The organism is Allocatenococcus thiocycli (assembly GCF_921292965.1).
GTDB classification, from domain to species: Bacteria; Pseudomonadota; Gammaproteobacteria; order Enterobacterales; family Vibrionaceae; genus Vibrio; species Vibrio natriegens.
Window position 1 is genome coordinate 1 of sequence record NZ_CAKLCK010000032.1, and the last position, 17,713, is coordinate 17,713.

At 40.5% G+C, this 17,713-nt stretch carries 13 protein-coding genes; 6 read left to right on the forward strand and 7 right to left on the reverse strand.

The annotated features are described in order from the left end of the window. Window positions 1-26: 26 nt before the first annotated feature. The gene (locus L9Q40_RS13285) at window positions 27-224 is read right to left on the reverse strand and encodes a hypothetical protein (protein WP_498793571.1); all 198 of its coding nucleotides are present in this window, start codon (window positions 222-224) and stop codon (window positions 27-29) included. 2,265 nt (window positions 225-2,489) lie between these two features. Between L9Q40_RS13285 and L9Q40_RS13290 the strand changes: the two genes are divergently transcribed. Next, window positions 2,490-2,687: a hypothetical protein gene (locus L9Q40_RS13290; protein WP_498793571.1), complete on the forward strand. Its 198-nt coding sequence runs from the start codon at window positions 2,490-2,492 to the stop codon at window positions 2,685-2,687. Further along, a complete protein-coding gene (locus L9Q40_RS13295; RefSeq protein WP_498793572.1) occupies window positions 2,677-4,008 on the forward strand; it encodes a VapE domain-containing protein in 1,332 nt (443 codons plus the stop codon). Before L9Q40_RS13290 ends, L9Q40_RS13295 begins: the two co-directional genes overlap by 11 nt. A 765-nt stretch (window positions 4,009-4,773) precedes the next feature. Here the strand turns inward: L9Q40_RS13295 and L9Q40_RS13300 are convergent. Further along, window positions 4,774-5,169, reverse strand: coding sequence for a hypothetical protein (locus tag L9Q40_RS13300; RefSeq protein ID WP_498793573.1), 396 nt, complete (start codon window positions 5,167-5,169; stop codon window positions 4,774-4,776). Between the two features lie 13 nt (window positions 5,170-5,182). After that, the gene (locus tag L9Q40_RS13305; RefSeq protein WP_498793574.1) at window positions 5,183-6,634 is read right to left on the reverse strand and encodes a protelomerase family protein; all 1,452 of its coding nucleotides are present in this window, start codon (window positions 6,632-6,634) and stop codon (window positions 5,183-5,185) included. A 358-nt stretch (window positions 6,635-6,992) separates the two neighbouring features. Here L9Q40_RS13305 and L9Q40_RS13310 point away from each other — a divergent pair, with 358 nt between their 5' ends. Together L9Q40_RS13310 and L9Q40_RS13315 are read left to right on the forward strand one after the other, a co-directional pair. Next, entirely contained in the window at window positions 6,993-8,444 is a 1,452-nt protein-coding gene (locus L9Q40_RS13310; protein ID WP_498793574.1) for a protelomerase family protein, read from the forward strand. 13 nt (window positions 8,445-8,457) lie between these two features. Then, window positions 8,458-8,853: a hypothetical protein gene (locus L9Q40_RS13315; RefSeq protein WP_498793573.1), complete on the forward strand. Its 396-nt coding sequence runs from the start codon at window positions 8,458-8,460 to the stop codon at window positions 8,851-8,853. Between the two features lie 765 nt (window positions 8,854-9,618). Here the strand turns inward: L9Q40_RS13315 and L9Q40_RS13320 are convergent. Beyond that, a complete protein-coding gene (locus L9Q40_RS13320) occupies window positions 9,619-10,719 on the reverse strand; it encodes a VapE domain-containing protein (protein WP_498793575.1) in 1,101 nt (366 codons plus the stop codon). 219 nt (window positions 10,720-10,938) lie between these two features. Continuing rightward, on the reverse strand, window positions 10,939-11,136 hold the full coding sequence (locus tag L9Q40_RS13325) for a hypothetical protein (RefSeq protein WP_498793571.1): 198 nt from the start codon (window positions 11,134-11,136) through the stop codon (window positions 10,939-10,941). A gap of 2,263 nt (window positions 11,137-13,399) precedes the next feature. Here L9Q40_RS13325 and L9Q40_RS13330 point away from each other — a divergent pair. Together L9Q40_RS13330 and L9Q40_RS13335 are read left to right on the forward strand one after the other, a co-directional pair. Beyond that, the gene (locus tag L9Q40_RS13330) at window positions 13,400-13,597 is read left to right on the forward strand and encodes a hypothetical protein (protein ID WP_498793571.1); all 198 of its coding nucleotides are present in this window, start codon (window positions 13,400-13,402) and stop codon (window positions 13,595-13,597) included. Further along, complete coding sequence (locus tag L9Q40_RS13335) at window positions 13,587-14,879, forward strand: VapE domain-containing protein (RefSeq protein ID WP_498793576.1); 1,293 nt, start codon at window positions 13,587-13,589, stop codon at window positions 14,877-14,879. The genes L9Q40_RS13330 and L9Q40_RS13335 overlap by 11 nt, the downstream gene beginning before the upstream one ends. Window positions 14,880-15,686: 807 nt before the next feature. Here the strand turns inward: L9Q40_RS13335 and L9Q40_RS13340 are convergent. Then, a complete protein-coding gene (locus L9Q40_RS13340) occupies window positions 15,687-16,082 on the reverse strand; it encodes a hypothetical protein (RefSeq protein ID WP_498793573.1) in 396 nt (131 codons plus the stop codon). Window positions 16,083-16,095: 13 nt separating this feature from the next. Beyond that, on the reverse strand, window positions 16,096-17,547 hold the full coding sequence (locus tag L9Q40_RS13345) for a protelomerase family protein (RefSeq protein WP_498793574.1): 1,452 nt from the start codon (window positions 17,545-17,547) through the stop codon (window positions 16,096-16,098). Window positions 17,548-17,713: the final 166 nt, after the last annotated feature.

Here is a 17,713-nt window from a genome sequence, read left to right on the forward strand (position 1 = left end):
TGTTCTTAAGGGGGGTTACGTTGCTTTCAGTCGTCATTATTCACGCCCTCAATAGCACTTCTGATCATCAATTCATCAATCATGCGTCGAATATAAACGGCAGCACGACAGTTGAATTGTTGTTCAATAAATTGCTTCTGGATAGGGGTGATTACAATGCGTTCAGTAGCTTGATAATCCGCAGGCTTATTGAAGCTACGGACTGATTTAGTCTTATTAGTCATGTTGTTATTCTCTTAGTTTGAATTGTTGACGGGTGATTAATCCGTCACTTTCGATAGTAATCTGAACTGAATAGCTTTTCAACAGGCACAAAAAAAACCCGCCCCTAAGAGAAAGGCGGGTTTTCTTGTAGATGCTATTTAGAATTGGTAATCAGCCAACTCACACCTAATGACAACGTCGCAGGGCTGCGCTGTTGTTTAAATTTGCACTCGCGTACAGTTGTATTTTAGGCGTGTCAGGGAGTTTAATGCAAGGCTTTCATTGAAGTTTCAAAGCCCTGTTTGGATGGTGGTTGTTTGCGCATGGAGCTATGTCCAGCATAGTGAATGTACCCTAAAAATAGGCGTATTTCTAGGGGTTATTTGCGCTATACGTCAACGCGCACGTGCTGAAGTGTCTAGGTTCTTCTGGGTGGGTTTTTATGTCCGTACGGGGGGACACCGCGGTATTTGAAAGTATTTTGCCTTTTTTCTGAATGCAGCACCTCATATTATAGGTTTTTGTTTAATAACAATTTTGTTTGTTTTTGCTTGCCGTTTTTATCCTCGATTGATGTTTCACCCAGATTTTGATGCTCTGTTTGCGTAATGCAGCACACCAGCACCCATTGCGCACTCGTTTTATCCTTGAATGTTTGGCGTAAACATCAAGGTAAGTCCACCAGCCAAAAAGCAGATTTTTGTAGTGCTCTAAGGTGGGTAATGAATCAATCCTTTTTCTTGTTGGTCAGTTTGTGCTTGGTTACTTATCAATTCCTCACTTAATGAACTAGCAATGCCTTTTAAAATAAGGGCTTCATCTCGTTTATATCCCCGTAAATGATTGTGAGTGCTACCGCTTTAAAAGCTTTTGTTCCCTCAGAATTACCCGTCATTCTCGCTTTGCTTTTCGCGCTTCTCTCCTCAATTTTTCCTTTTTAACTCCTGAGTTGTTGCAATTAAAAAAGACTCATGATTGTTGGTTGTTTTTACCTTTCGGTGTTTTTATTGATACAGGTCACAAAAGGAACATTTAACGTACTTTTATCTATGAATTATTATGGGAACAAAACGATTACTTCTATCTACACCAAAAAGGGAACATTATTATTACTACTATAGCTTGTATGGGAACACTCAGTATACTACTACACGTGTAGTAGTATACTGAGTGTTCCCATACAAGCTATAGTAGTAATAATAATGTTCCCTTTTTGGTGTAGATAGAAGTAATCGTTTTGTTCCCATAATAATTCATAGATAAAAGTACGTTAAATGTTCCTTTTGTGACCTGTATCAATAAAAACACCGAAAGGTAAAAACAACCAACAATCATGAGTCTTTTTTAATTGCAACAACTCAGGAGTTAAAAAGGAAAAATTGAGGAGAGAAGCGCGAAAAGCAAAGCGAGAATGACGGGTAATTCTGAGGGAACAAAAGCTTTTAAAGCGGTAGCACTCACAATCATTTACGGGGATATAAACGAGATGAAGCCCTTATTTTAAAAGGCATTGCTAGTTCATTAAGTGAGGAATTGATAAGTAACCAAGCACAAACTGACCAACAAGAAAAAGGATTGATTCATTACCCACCTTAGAGCACTACAAAAATCTGCTTTTTGGCTGGTGGACTTACCTTGATGTTTACGCCAAACATTCAAGGATAAAACGAGTGCGCAATGGGTGCTGGTGTGCTGCATTACGCAAACAGAGCATCAAAATCTGGGTGAAACATCAATCGAGGATAAAAACGGCAAGCAAAAACAAACAAAATTGTTATTAAACAAAAACCTATAATATGAGGTGCTGCATTCAGAAAAAAGGCAAAATACTTTCAAATACCGCGGTGTCCCCCCGTACGGACATAAAAACCCACCCAGAAGAACCTAGACACTTCAGCACGTGCGCGTTGACGTATAGCGCAAATAACCCCTAGAAATACGCCTATTTTTAGGGTACATTCACTATGCTGGACATAGCTCCATGCGCAAACAACCACCATCCAAACAGGGCTTTGAAACTTCAATGAAAGCCTTGCATTAAACTCCCTGACACGCCTAAAATACAACTGTACGCGAGTGCAAATTTAAACAACAGCGCAGCCCTGCGACGTTGTCATTAGGTGTGAGTTGGCTGATTACCAATTCTAAATAGCATCTACAAGAAAACCCGCCTTTCTCTTAGGGGCGGGTTTTTTTGTGCCTGTTGAAAAGCTATTCAGTTCAGATTACTATCGAAAGTGACGGATTAATCACCCGTCAACAATTCAAACTAAGAGAATAACAACATGACTAATAAGACTAAATCAGTCCGTAGCTTCAATAAGCCTGCGGATTATCAAGCTACTGAACGCATTGTAATCACCCCTATCCAGAAGCAATTTATTGAACAACAATTCAACTGTCGTGCTGCCGTTTATATTCGACGCATGATTGATGAATTGATGATCAGAAGTGCTATTGAGGGCGTGAATAATGACGACTGAAAGCAACGTAACCCCCTTAAGAACACACAAGCCATTCAATCAATCAATCGAATTTTTTGGTTACCCTTATCCTAAATTTGATAAAGATGGTAATCCCATTGGGGCAATTTCCCATGTAGACAACCTAGTCTTTCTACTTGCTAGATATGGCATTCAGGTACGGTACAACCTGATAACAAAAGAGCAAGAAATAATCCTTCCTAACAATGAACACAACTTGATGGACAATGCCAAAGGACAAAGGCTAGAAACCATCAAAAGCCTTTGTGAGATCAACAAATTTCCAATCGGAAGAATCCAAGAGCAACTGGTAGCAATAGCAAACCGAAATCCATACAACCCTATAGTTGAGTATTGCACTCAAAGGGAATGGGACAGACAAGACCGAATTCAATCGGTAGTCGACACAGTAATTACAGCTCCTGAAATCAACAAGTGGAAAGAAGCAGCAATACTGAAGTTCATGATGGCATCGGTATGCGCAGCCATTAATGACGAGCACAAAAAATTTAAATTTAAATCAATACTTACCTTTCAAGGCGCTCAAGGTCTGGGGAAAACCCCTTTCATCAAGATCTTGATGGGAGACATGAACCGATACCTATTGCAAGGTCACATCCTAAACCCTGAAAACAAAGACTCGAAAATAGCTGCTCTAAAACATTGGATAGTTGAACTTGGAGAAGTTGATGCCACCACAAGAAAAGCCGATGTTGCTGCGTTGAAAGGTTTTGTTGACCAATTCACTGATGATATTCGACTTCCATACGCGGCGGAGATCTCTACTTGGACTCGAAGAACCGTGTTCTTTGCAACCGTTAACCCATCATCGTTCCTGGTAGACAATACTGGCAACGATCGATACTGGTCTATTCCGGTTCTTCAACTAAAACTTAATGATTTAGAAGACATCGACAAACAACAACTATGGGCTCAGATTTATGAAATGGTAGTTAATGAGCTATCACTAAACATCCGAGAACCATGGAAACTATCAGACGATGAGCGCGAGTACCAACAGAAAATCAACGAAGCATTCAGACTAATGACTCCAATCGAAGAAGCTATTATCGAAGAATTTGAAAGCAAGGCAGATGAACCAGCTATGTGGCAAGCCAGCTTACTCGATATCTGTGAAGCTCTAGGATGGAGTAAGAACAAACTAAGCCCTAAAGACAAGCAAGCGGCAAAAATACTAATAGAAAAAATGTTCATGCATGGCACCTATCAAGGCAAACGAGGTTTCGCTATTCCTCACATGACCGGAAGAGCAGAAAATGAGCTAACAGCTATTGGTATGAGACGCCGCGGCACTCGTTAGCAATAGGTTTAACCTATTAAAAGCACCCGAAAGGGTGCTTTTTTTTTGCAAGGTGCATTTTAAAAGTGCACCTTTGCACCTTAGTGCACCTAAAAATGCACCTAAAATGCACCTAGAAAAAAGCTTATAAATCAACAGATTACACGAAAAACAACCTCCCAAGGTGCAAAAAGTGCAGAAAAACTCCTATAGAGGGTAAAAAAAAATAATGTGATATATATCACAATAAATTTTTCCCCCCTTTTAATAAAAAAAATGCACCTTTTGCACCTTAGAGAGATAACTATAAGAAAAATAAGGAAAAATTAAGGTGCAAAATTAAAAAAAACACTGCACCTAAAGTGCACCTTTTGCACCTAAAGTGCACCTTGGAGAAAAACTGCAAGATCGCAGCAAAGCATTTGGCAATGAGTACGCTGTCAGCTCATAGCATTGGGGCTTTGCAGGGTGCGAGGCGGCACCGAGCGCGCTATAACTTCTCAACACGCAGACACTCACAGCGAACGCTTGAAGTCCGCTAACACCCCTGCGCTTGCGGTAACCCCTGCATTGCGTGCGGTAGCAACACTTGGACACTCGCTGGAACATGGGTTAGGTCTCCGCTTCGCTCCCCCTGCGGGGCTAGAACTGCATTCGCGGTAAGATAGGCATTAATCCAAAGCCACCAGCCCCAGATTTAACGATTAGTGTTTTATTGGTGTGATTGTTTGAGTGGAAAAGAAAAACGCCCTACGGGCTTTGTAGGGCGTTTAAAGTGGTATTTAATCATTCAGTAACGCAGGTAAGTGGTTTTTCGTAGTTTTCTTGAGATATAGCATCATTTAAAGCTTCCAATTTTTCTGTAACTGACCATAAACAATTGGAAATTAGACTTCTATCCAACACCTTCAAAGCATTGCTTTCTACTAACAACTTCAGCATGGAACCGGCTTGATTGTTCAAATTAAGAAACAGGTCTCGCTTGTCGAAATCCAAAGCTAAAGAATGTTCACTTATTGACTCCTCAACTCTCCTTAACTTTCCTCCAACCATGTGAATGCAGTCCGTAATGGTTTCAGAATCTAGACCATTGGCGCTATCGACCATCATCAAAATGAGGCGTGCCTGTTTAACTAGATTTTTAGCGTTTTTCAGACCTGCCATTGTTTTTTCTTTTTCCACCTTTCGGCCTCCCTTAAAGTTTGTCTAGACCTTTATCTTTCAACACTGCTAGAACTTTGCTGAGTCGAGTAGCTTTACCTTTAACTTCCTTTCGTAAAAACGTAGTAGTGATCTCAATCGCTGGGTCGTTCTCAACAAACGGAATGATCTTTTCAATAACGCTTTCAAGCTTCTCATTGGTTATTGCTGGGTCGTTTGCCAGCTCCTTGATTTGCTCAACTCGACTAGCTTTGTTTTTGCTTTCTTCCTTAGCCAGATCGTTAAGCACTTTCTTTTCCAGCTTGCGAGTGATGCGATTAACATCGCCCACAACGTAAAAAGACTTGTAGTTGTGTTGAGATTCTTTGTCTTTATGCCCTAGTTCTTGCTCGAAGAATAACGCTGAGTCGATAACATCCAGACCGTTAGCAATTCGATGCGCTTCATCGAGCTTAAACGCTACGTTTGCATAAATTGCCCGACTATCCTTGAACGTCCATCCGCTAGGTTTTTCGCCTAATTCACTGAGTGTTGATGTTGCTGCCGTTGTAAAAGCCCGACTGTAGTTATTGAAAGTTTCGTTCTTGGTGTAAAAGTCGTTAGACTTTTCAGCCTGTTCCATTACATCCATAATCTTTTTGACTTGAGGCGACTCTCTAAGCTTCTCAATTGCCTGTAGAATTTTATCAGCCGATACCAGCGTAGTGATGTTGTACGCTCCACCAGCATTCTTTTCCTTTGCTTGACCGCTGAACGCGATCTCAAACTCTCCCACTTTTTTGAATTCACCTTGAATTAGAACTTCAATCTGGCGACGTCCCGTAGCCATTGCTACGCCTAGTGCTAGGTCGTGTGGGTTATCACTTTCAAACAGCTTGATTAGTAGGTTATTTACGCTATCAGCATCCAGTTTTACCTTGCTGCTTTGAGTGCGATTAATTACTCCATCGTTGTGCTCGCTCATCTGTTGTTTTTCAAGCTCATCGAGCTTTAACGCTGAAATTGCCACAGGTACTACTTGAACGCCCGAAAGAGCATTAGCCAATGATTCTATTTTCTTTCCCTCTCGATCCTTTTTAGCTAGCTTTCTTAACTCAATCACTAGCTCATTTTTGGCTTTGGTTGCTGCAAGGCAATCAAGCTTTAATAAGTCATTTAGTGACTTTTCAAACCTTGGGTTTTTCTTCACCAACGCAGTGATTTTTTTCTCAAAAAAATGATGTTTGTAGCCAGTTTCTACAATCGCTTTTCTTACTTTTGTTAAGTACCCATTCATAGTGGTAAGGGTAATCTTGTTGCTCTCATTTTTACGACCATCATTGCGCAACTTGTTTTTAGTACTAGTCCCTAGTCGCTTTTCTTCATCGGTCTTTATTTTTTGCTTCTTGTCTGACTCTCTTGTTTTTATAAAGCGACTTACCGTGTCTTCGATGATTTCACGAAGGTTTATTTTTCGCTGAGTTCCGAAAGAGTTTTTATTGCTCATGCTGCTCACCTCAATTAATTACCATGGGGAACATTTTACATACTTAAACATAAAAGTCAACACTAAGGAACGTATCATTTACTTGAATTTAAGGGAACATTTTTGATACTGCAATTTAATAGATTTGGGAACATCCTGACTACTACTACATGATGGGAACATTAAGTATACTACTACACGTGTAGTAGTATACTTAATGTTCCCATCATGTAGTAGTAGTCAGGATGTTCCCAAATCTATTAAATTGCAGTATCAAAAATGTTCCCTTAAATTCAAGTAAATGATACGTTCCTTAGTGTTGACTTTTATGTTTAAGTATGTAAAATGTTCCCCATGGTAATTAATTGAGGTGAGCAGCATGAGCAATAAAAACTCTTTCGGAACTCAGCGAAAAATAAACCTTCGTGAAATCATCGAAGACACGGTAAGTCGCTTTATAAAAACAAGAGAGTCAGACAAGAAGCAAAAAATAAAGACCGATGAAGAAAAGCGACTAGGGACTAGTACTAAAAACAAGTTGCGCAATGATGGTCGTAAAAATGAGAGCAACAAGATTACCCTTACCACTATGAATGGGTACTTAACAAAAGTAAGAAAAGCGATTGTAGAAACTGGCTACAAACATCATTTTTTTGAGAAAAAAATCACTGCGTTGGTGAAGAAAAACCCAAGGTTTGAAAAGTCACTAAATGACTTATTAAAGCTTGATTGCCTTGCAGCAACCAAAGCCAAAAATGAGCTAGTGATTGAGTTAAGAAAGCTAGCTAAAAAGGATCGAGAGGGAAAGAAAATAGAATCATTGGCTAATGCTCTTTCGGGCGTTCAAGTAGTACCTGTGGCAATTTCAGCGTTAAAGCTCGATGAGCTTGAAAAACAACAGATGAGCGAGCACAACGATGGAGTAATTAATCGCACTCAAAGCAGCAAGGTAAAACTGGATGCTGATAGCGTAAATAACCTACTAATCAAGCTGTTTGAAAGTGATAACCCACACGACCTAGCACTAGGCGTAGCAATGGCTACGGGACGTCGCCAGATTGAAGTTCTAATTCAAGGTGAATTCAAAAAAGTGGGAGAGTTTGAGATCGCGTTCAGCGGTCAAGCAAAGGAAAAGAATGCTGGTGGAGCGTACAACATCACTACGCTGGTATCGGCTGATAAAATTCTACAGGCAATTGAGAAGCTTAGAGAGTCGCCTCAAGTCAAAAAGATTATGGATGTAATGGAACAGGCTGAAAAGTCTAACGACTTTTACACCAAGAACGAAACTTTCAATAACTACAGTCGGGCTTTTACAACGGCAGCAACATCAACACTCAGTGAATTAGGCGAAAAACCTAGCGGATGGACGTTCAAGGATAGTCGGGCAATTTATGCAAACGTAGCGTTTAAGCTCGATGAAGCGCATCGAATTGCTAACGGTCTGGATGTTATCGACTCAGCGTTATTCTTCGAGCAAGAACTAGGGCATAAAGACAAAGAATCTCAACACAACTACAAGTCTTTTTACGTTGTGGGCGATGTTAATCGCATCACTCGCAAGCTGGAAAAGAAAGTGCTTAACGATCTGGCTAAGGAAGAAAGCAAAAACAAAGCTAGTCGAGTTGAGCAAATCAAGGAGCTGGCAAACGACCCAGCAATAACCAATGAGAAGCTTGAAAGCGTTATTGAAAAGATCATTCCGTTTGTTGAGAACGACCCAGCGATTGAGATCACTACTACGTTTTTACGAAAGGAAGTTAAAGGTAAAGCTACTCGACTCAGCAAAGTTCTAGCAGTGTTGAAAGATAAAGGTCTAGACAAACTTTAAGGGAGGCCGAAAGGTGGAAAAAGAAAAAACAATGGCAGGTCTGAAAAACGCTAAAAATCTAGTTAAACAGGCACGCCTCATTTTGATGATGGTCGATAGCGCCAATGGTCTAGATTCTGAAACCATTACGGACTGCATTCACATGGTTGGAGGAAAGTTAAGGAGAGTTGAGGAGTCAATAAGTGAACATTCTTTAGCTTTGGATTTCGACAAGCGAGACCTGTTTCTTAATTTGAACAATCAAGCCGGTTCCATGCTGAAGTTGTTAGTAGAAAGCAATGCTTTGAAGGTGTTGGATAGAAGTCTAATTTCCAATTGTTTATGGTCAGTTACAGAAAAATTGGAAGCTTTAAATGATGCTATATCTCAAGAAAACTACGAAAAACCACTTACCTGCGTTACTGAATGATTAAATACCACTTTAAACGCCCTACAAAGCCCGTAGGGCGTTTTTCTTTTCCACTCAAACAATCACACCAATAAAACACTAATCGTTAAATCTGGGGCTGGTGGCTTTGGATTAATGCCTATCTTACCGCGAATGCAGTTCTAGCCCCGCAGGGGGAGCGAAGCGGAGACCTAACCCATGTTCCAGCGAGTGTCCAAGTGTTGCTACCGCACGCAATGCAGGGGTTACCGCAAGCGCAGGGGTGTTAGCGGACTTCAAGCGTTCGCTGTGAGTGTCTGCGTGTTGAGAAGTTATAGCGCGCTCGGTGCCGCCTCGCACCCTGCAAAGCCCCAATGCTATGAGCTGACAGCGTACTCATTGCCAAATGCTTTGCTGCGATCTTGCAGTTTTTCTCCAAGGTGCACTTTAGGTGCAAAAGGTGCACTTTAGGTGCAGTGTTTTTTTTAATTTTGCACCTTAATTTTTCCTTATTTTTCTTATAGTTATCTCTCTAAGGTGCAAAAGGTGCATTTTTTTTATTAAAAGGGGGGAAAAATTTATTGTGATATATATCACATTATTTTTTTTTACCCTCTATAGGAGTTTTTCTGCACTTTTTGCACCTTGGGAGGTTGTTTTTCGTGTAATCTGTTGATTTATAAGCTTTTTTCTAGGTGCATTTTAGGTGCATTTTTAGGTGCACTAAGGTGCAAAGGTGCACTTTTAAAATGCACCTTGCAAAAAAAAAGCACCCTTTCGGGTGCTTTTAATAGGTTAAACCTATTGCTAACGAGTGCCGCGGCGTCTCATACCAATAGCTGTTAGCTCATTTTCTGCTCTTCCGGTCATGTGAGGAATAGCGAAACCTCGTTTGCCTTGATAGGTGCCATGCATGAACATTTTTTCTATTAGTATTTTTGCCGCTTGCTTGTCTTTAGGGCTTAGTTTGTTCTTACTCCATCCTAGAGCTTCACAGATATCGAGTAAGCTGGCTTGCCACATAGCTGGTTCATCTGCCTTGCTTTCAAATTCTTCGATAATAGCTTCTTCGATTGGAGTCATTAGTCTGAATGCTTCGTTGATTTTCTGTTGGTACTCGCGCTCATCGTCTGATAGTTTCCATGGTTCTCGGATGTTTAGTGATAGCTCATTAACTACCATTTCATAAATCTGAGCCCATAGTTGTTGTTTGTCGATGTCTTCTAAATCATTAAGTTTTAGTTGAAGAACCGGAATAGACCAGTATCGATCGTTGCCAGTATTGTCTACCAGGAACGATGATGGGTTAACGGTTGCAAAGAACACGGTTCTTCGAGTCCAAGTAGAGATCTCCGCCGCGTATGGAAGTCGAATATCATCAGTGAATTGGTCAACAAAACCTTTCAACGCAGCAACATCGGCTTTTCTTGTGGTGGCATCAACTTCTCCAAGTTCAACTATCCAATGTTTTAGAGCAGCTATTTTCGAGTCTTTGTTTTCAGGGTTTAGGATGTGACCTTGCAATAGGTATCGGTTCATGTCTCCCATCAAGATCTTGATGAAAGGGGTTTTCCCCAGACCTTGAGCGCCTTGAAAGGTAAGTATTGATTTAAATTTAAATTTTTTGTGCTCGTCATTAATGGCTGCGCATACCGATGCCATCATGAACTTCAGTATTGCTGCTTCTTTCCACTTGTTGATTTCAGGAGCTGTAATTACTGTGTCGACTACCGATTGAATTCGGTCTTGTCTGTCCCATTCCCTTTGAGTGCAATACTCAACTATAGGGTTGTATGGATTTCGGTTTGCTATTGCTACCAGTTGCTCTTGGATTCTTCCGATTGGAAATTTGTTGATCTCACAAAGGCTTTTGATGGTTTCTAGCCTTTGTCCTTTGGCATTGTCCATCAAGTTGTGTTCATTGTTAGGAAGGATTATTTCTTGCTCTTTTGTTATCAGGTTGTACCGTACCTGAATGCCATATCTAGCAAGTAGAAAGACTAGGTTGTCTACATGGGAAATTGCCCCAATGGGATTACCATCTTTATCAAATTTAGGATAAGGGTAACCAAAAATTCGATTGATTGATTGAATGGCTTGTGTGTTCTTAAGGGGGTTACGTTGCTTTCAGTCGTCATTATTCACGCCCTCAATAGCACTTCTGATCATCAATTCATCAATCATGCGTCGAATATAAACGGCAGCACGACAGTTGAATTGTTGTTCAATAAATTGCTTCTGGATAGGGGTGATTACAATGCGTTCAGTAGCTTGATAATCCGCAGGCTTATTGAAGCTACGGACTGATTTAGTCTTATTAGTCATGTTGTTATTCTCTTAGTTTGAATTGTTGACGGGTGATTAATCCGTCACTTTCGATAGTAATCTGAACTGAATAGCTTTTCAACAGGCACAAAAAAAACCCGCCCCTAAGAGAAAGGCGGGTTTTCTTGTAGATGCTATTTAGAATTGGTAATCAGCCAACTCACACCTAATGACAACGTCGCAGGGCTGCGCTGTTGTTTAAATTTGCACTCGCGTACAGTTGTATTTTAGGCGTGTCAGGGAGTTTAATGCAAGGCTTTCATTGAAGTTTCAAAGCCCTGTTTGGATGGTGGTTGTTTGCGCATGGAGCTATGTCCAGCATAGTGAATGTACCCTAAAAATAGGCGTATTTCTAGGGGTTATTTGCGCTATACGTCAACGCGCACGTGCTGAAGTGTCTAGGTTCTTCTGGGTGGGTTTTTATGTCCGTACGGGGGGACACCGCGGTATTTGAAAGTATTTTGCCTTTTTTCTGAATGCAGCACCTCATATTATAGGTTTTTGTTTAATAACAATTTTGTTTGTTTTTGCTTGCCGTTTTTATCCTCGATTGATGTTTCACCCAGATTTTGATGCTCTGTTTGCGTAATGCAGCACACCAGCACCCATTGCGCACTCGTTTTATCCTTGAATGTTTGGCGTAAACATCAAGGTAAGTCCACCAGCCAAAAAGCAGATTTTTGTAGTGCTCTAAGGTGGGTAATGAATCAATCCTTTTTCTTGTTGGTCAGTTTGTGCTTGGTTACTTATCAATTCCTCACTTAATGAACTAGCAATGCCTTTTAAAATAAGGGCTTCATCTCGTTTATATCCCCGTAAATGATTGTGAGTGCTACCGCTTTAAAAGCTTTTGTTCCCTCAGAATTACCCGTCATTCTCGCTTTGCTTTTCGCGCTTCTCTCCTCAATTTTTCCTTTTTAACTCCTGAGTTGTTGCAATTAAAAAGACTCATGATTGTTGGTTGTTTTTACCTTTCGGTGTTTTTATTGATACAGGTCACAAAAGGAACATTTAACGTACTTTTATCTATGAATTATTATGGGAACAAAACGATTACTTCTATCTACACCAAAAAGGGAACATTATTATTACTACTATAGCTTGTATGGGAACACTCAGTATACTACTACACGTGTAGTAGTATACTGAGTGTTCCCATACAAGCTATAGTAGTAATAATAATGTTCCCTTTTTGGTGTAGATAGAAGTAATCGTTTTGTTCCCATAATAATTCATAGATAAAAGTACGTTAAATGTTCCTTTTGTGACCTGTATCAATAAAAACACCGAAAGGTAAAAACAACCAACAATCATGAGTCTTTTTAATTGCAACAACTCAGGAGTTAAAAAGGAAAAATTGAGGAGAGAAGCGCGAAAAGCAAAGCGAGAATGACGGGTAATTCTGAGGGAACAAAAGCTTTTAAAGCGGTAGCACTCACAATCATTTACGGGGATATAAACGAGATGAAGCCCTTATTTTAAAAGGCATTGCTAGTTCATTAAGTGAGGAATTGATAAGTAACCAAGCACAAACTGACCAACAAGAAAAAGGATTGATTCATTACCCACCTTAGAGCACTACAAAAATCTGCTTTTGGCTGGTGGACTTACCTTGATGTTTACGCCAAACATTCAAGGATAAAACGAGTGCGCAATGGGTGCTGGTGTGCTGCATTACGCAAACAGAGCATCAAAATCTGGGTGAAACATCAATCGAGGATAAAAACGGCAAGCAAAAACAAACAAAATTGTTATTAAACAAAAACCTATAATATGAGGTGCTGCATTCAGAAAAAAGGCAAAATACTTTCAAATACCGCGGTGTCCCCCCGTACGGACATAAAAACCCACCCAGAAGAAACCTAGACACTTCAGCACGTGCGCGTTGACGTATAGCGCAAATAACCCCTAGAAATACGCCTATTTTTAGGGTACATTCACTATGCTGGACATAGCTCCATGCGCAAACAACCACCATCCAAACAGGGCTTTGAAACTTCAATGAAAGCCTTGCATTAAACTCCCTGACACGCCTAAAATACAACTGTACGCGAGTGCAAATTTAAACAACAGCGCAGCCCTGCGACGTTGTCATTAGGTGTGAGTTGGCTGATTACCAATTCTAAATAGCATCTACAAGAAAACCCGCCTTTCTCTTAGGGGCGGGTTTTTTTGTGCCTGTTGAAAAGCTATTCAGTTCAGATTACTATCGAAAGTGACGGATTAATCACCCGTCAACAATTCAAACTAAGAGAATAACAACATGACTAATAAGACTAAATCAGTCCGTAGCTTCAATAAGCCTGCGGATTATCAAGCTACTGAACGCATTGTAATCACCCCTATCCAGAAGCAATTTATTGAACAACAATTCAACTGTCGTGCTGCCGTTTATATTCGACGCATGATTGATGAATTGATGATCAGAAGTGCTATTGAGGGCGTGAATAATGACGACTGAAAGCAACGTAACCCCCTTAAGAACACACAAGCCATTCAATCAATCAATCGAATTTTTTGGTTACCCTTATCCTAAATTTGATAAAGATGGTAATCCCATTGGGGCAATTTCCCATGTAGACAACCTAGTCTTTCTACTTGCTAGATATGGCATTCAGGTACGGTACAACCTGATAACAAAAGAGCAAGAAATAATCCTTCCTAACAATGAACACAACTTGATGGACAATGCCAAAGGACAAAGGCTAGAAACCATCAAAAGCCTTTGTGAGATCAACAAATTTCCAATCGGAAGAATCCAAGAGCAACTGGTAGCAATAGCAAACCGAAATCCATACAACCCTATAGTTGAGTATTGCACTCAAAGGGAATGGGACAGACAAGACCGAATTCAATCGGTAGTCGACACAGTAATTACAGCTCCTGAAATCAACAAGTGGAAAGAAGCAGCAATACTGAAGTTCATGATGGCATCGGTATGCGCAGCCATTAATGACGAGCACAAAAAATTTAAATTTAAATCAATACTTACCTTTCAAGGCGCTCAAGGTCTGGGGAAAACCCCTTTCATCAAGATCTTGATGGGAGACATGAACCGATACCTATTGCAAGGTCACATCCTAAACCCTGAAAACAAAGACTCGAAAATAGCTGCTCTAAAACATTGGATAGTTGAACTTGGAGAAGTTGATGCCACCACAAGAAAAGCCGATGTTGCTGCGTTGAAAGGTTTTGTTGACCAATTCACTGATGATATTCGACTTCCATACGCGGCGGAGATCTCTACTTGGACTCGAAGAACCGTGTTCTTTGCAACCGTTAACCCATCATCGTTCCTGGTAGACAATACTGGCAACGATCGATACTGGTCTATTCCGGTTCTTCAACTAAAACTTAATGATTTAGAAGACATCGACAAACAACAACTATGGGCTCAGATTTATGAAATGGTAGTTAATGAGCTATCACTAAACATCCGAGAACCATGGAAACTATCAGACGATGAGCGCGAGTACCAACAGAAAATCAACGAAGCATTCAGACTAATGACTCCAATCGAAGAAGCTATTATCGAAGAATTTGAAAGCAAGGCAGATGAACCAGCTATGTGGCAAGCCAGCTTACTCGATATCTGTGAAGCTCTAGGATGGAGTAAGAACAAACTAAGCCCTAAAGACAAGCAAGCGGCAAAAAATACTAATAGAAAAAATGTTCATGCATGGCACCTATCAAGGCAAACGAGGTTTCGCTATTCCTCACATGACCGGAAGAGCAGAAAATGAGCTAACAGCTATTGGTATGAGACGCCGCGGCACTCGTTAGCAATAGGTTTAACCTATTAAAAGCACCCGAAAGGGTGCTTTTTTTTTGCAAGGTGCATTTTAAAAGTGCACCTTTGCACCTTAGTGCACCTAAAAATGCACCTAAAATGCACCTAGAAAAAAGCTTATAAATCAACAGATTACACGAAAAACAACCTCCCAAGGTGCAAAAAGTGCAGAAAAACTCCTATAGAGGGTAAAAAAAAATAATGTGATATATATCACAATAAATTTTTCCCCCCTTTTAATAAAAAAAAATGCACCTTTTGCACCTTAGAGAGATAACTATAAGAAAAATAAGGAAAAATTAAGGTGCAAAATTAAAAAAAAACACTGCACCTAAAGTGCACCTTTTGCACCTAAAGTGCACCTTGGAGAAAAACTGCAAGATCGCAGCAAAGCATTTGGCAATGAGTACGCTGTCAGCTCATAGCATTGGGGCTTTGCAGGGTGCGAGGCGGCACCGAGCGCGCTATAACTTCTCAACACGCAGACACTCACAGCGAACGCTTGAAGTCCGCTAACACCCCTGCGCTTGCGGTAACCCCTGCATTGCGTGCGGTAGCAACACTTGGACACTCGCTGGAACATGGGTTAGGTCTCCGCTTCGCTCCCCCTGCGGGGCTAGAACTGCATTCGCGGTAAGATAGGCATTAATCCAAAGCCACCAGCCCCAGATTTAACGATTAGTGTTTTATTGGTGTGATTGTTTGAGTGGAAAAGAAAAACGCCCTACGGGCTTTGTAGGGCGTTTAAAGTGGTATTTAATCATTCAGTAACGCAGGTAAGTGGTTTTTCGTAGTTTTCTTGAGATATAGCATCATTTAAAGCTTCCAATTTTTCTGTAACTGACCATAAACAATTGGAAATTAGACTTCTATCCAACACCTTCAAAGCATTGCTTTCTACTAACAACTTCAGCATGGAACCGGCTTGATTGTTCAAATTAAGAAACAGGTCTCGCTTGTCGAAATCCAAAGCTAAAGAATGTTCACTTATTGACTCCTCAACTCTCCTTAACTTTCCTCCAACCATGTGAATGCAGTCCGTAATGGTTTCAGAATCTAGACCATTGGCGCTATCGACCATCATCAAAATGAGGCGTGCCTGTTTAACTAGATTTTTAGCGTTTTTCAGACCTGCCATTGTTTTTTCTTTTTCCACCTTTCGGCCTCCCTTAAAGTTTGTCTAGACCTTTATCTTTCAACACTGCTAGAACTTTGCTGAGTCGAGTAGCTTTACCTTTAACTTCCTTTCGTAAAAACGTAGTAGTGATCTCAATCGCTGGGTCGTTCTCAACAAACGGAATGATCTTTTCAATAACGCTTTCAAGCTTCTCATTGGTTATTGCTGGGTCGTTTGCCAGCTCCTTGATTTGCTCAACTCGACTAGCTTTGTTTTTGCTTTCTTCCTTAGCCAGATCGTTAAGCACTTTCTTTTCCAGCTTGCGAGTGATGCGATTAACATCGCCCACAACGTAAAAAGACTTGTAGTTGTGTTGAGATTCTTTGTCTTTATGCCCTAGTTCTTGCTCGAAGAATAACGCTGAGTCGATAACATCCAGACCGTTAGCAATTCGATGCGCTTCATCGAGCTTAAACGCTACGTTTGCATAAATTGCCCGACTATCCTTGAACGTCCATCCGCTAGGTTTTTCGCCTAATTCACTGAGTGTTGATGTTGCTGCCGTTGTAAAAGCCCGACTGTAGTTATTGAAAGTTTCGTTCTTGGTGTAAAAGTCGTTAGACTTTTCAGCCTGTTCCATTACATCCATAATCTTTTTGACTTGAGGCGACTCTCTAAGCTTCTCAATTGCCTGTAGAATTTTATCAGCCGATACCAGCGTAGTGATGTTGTACGCTCCACCAGCATTCTTTTCCTTTGCTTGACCGCTGAACGCGATCTCAAACTCTCCCACTTTTTTGAATTCACCTTGAATTAGAACTTCAATCTGGCGACGTCCCGTAGCCATTGCTACGCCTAGTGCTAGGTCGTGTGGGTTATCACTTTCAAACAGCTTGATTAGTAGGTTATTTACGCTATCAGCATCCAGTTTTACCTTGCTGCTTTGAGTGCGATTAATTACTCCATCGTTGTGCTCGCTCATCTGTTGTTTTTCAAGCTCATCGAGCTTTAACGCTGAAATTGCCACAGGTACTACTTGAACGCCCGAAAGAGCATTAGCCAATGATTCTATTTTCTTTCCCTCTCGATCCTTTTTAGCTAGCTTTCTTAACTCAATCACTAGCTCATTTTTGGCTTTGGTTGCTGCAAGGCAATCAAGCTTTAATAAGTCATTTAGTGACTTTTCAAACCTTGGGTTTTTCTTCACCAACGCAGTGATTTTTTTCTCAAAAAAATGATGTTTGTAGCCAGTTTCTACAATCGCTTTTCTTACTTTTGTTAAGTACCCATTCATAGTGGTAAGGGTAATCTTGTTGCTCTCATTTTTACGACCATCATTGCGCAACTTGTTTTTAGTACTAGTCCCTAGTCGCTTTTCTTCATCGGTCTTTATTTTTTGCTTCTTGTCTGACTCTCTTGTTTTTATAAAGCGACTTACCGTGTCTTCGATGATTTCACGAAGGTTTATTTTTCGCTGAGTTCCGAAAGAGTTTTTATTGCTCATGCTGCTCACCTCAATTAATTACCATGGGAACATTTTACATACTTAAACATAAAAAGTCAACACTAAGGAACGTATCATTTACTTGAATTTAAGGGAACATTTTTGATACTGCAATTTAATAGATTTGGGAACATCCTGACTACTACTACATGATGGGAACTTAAGT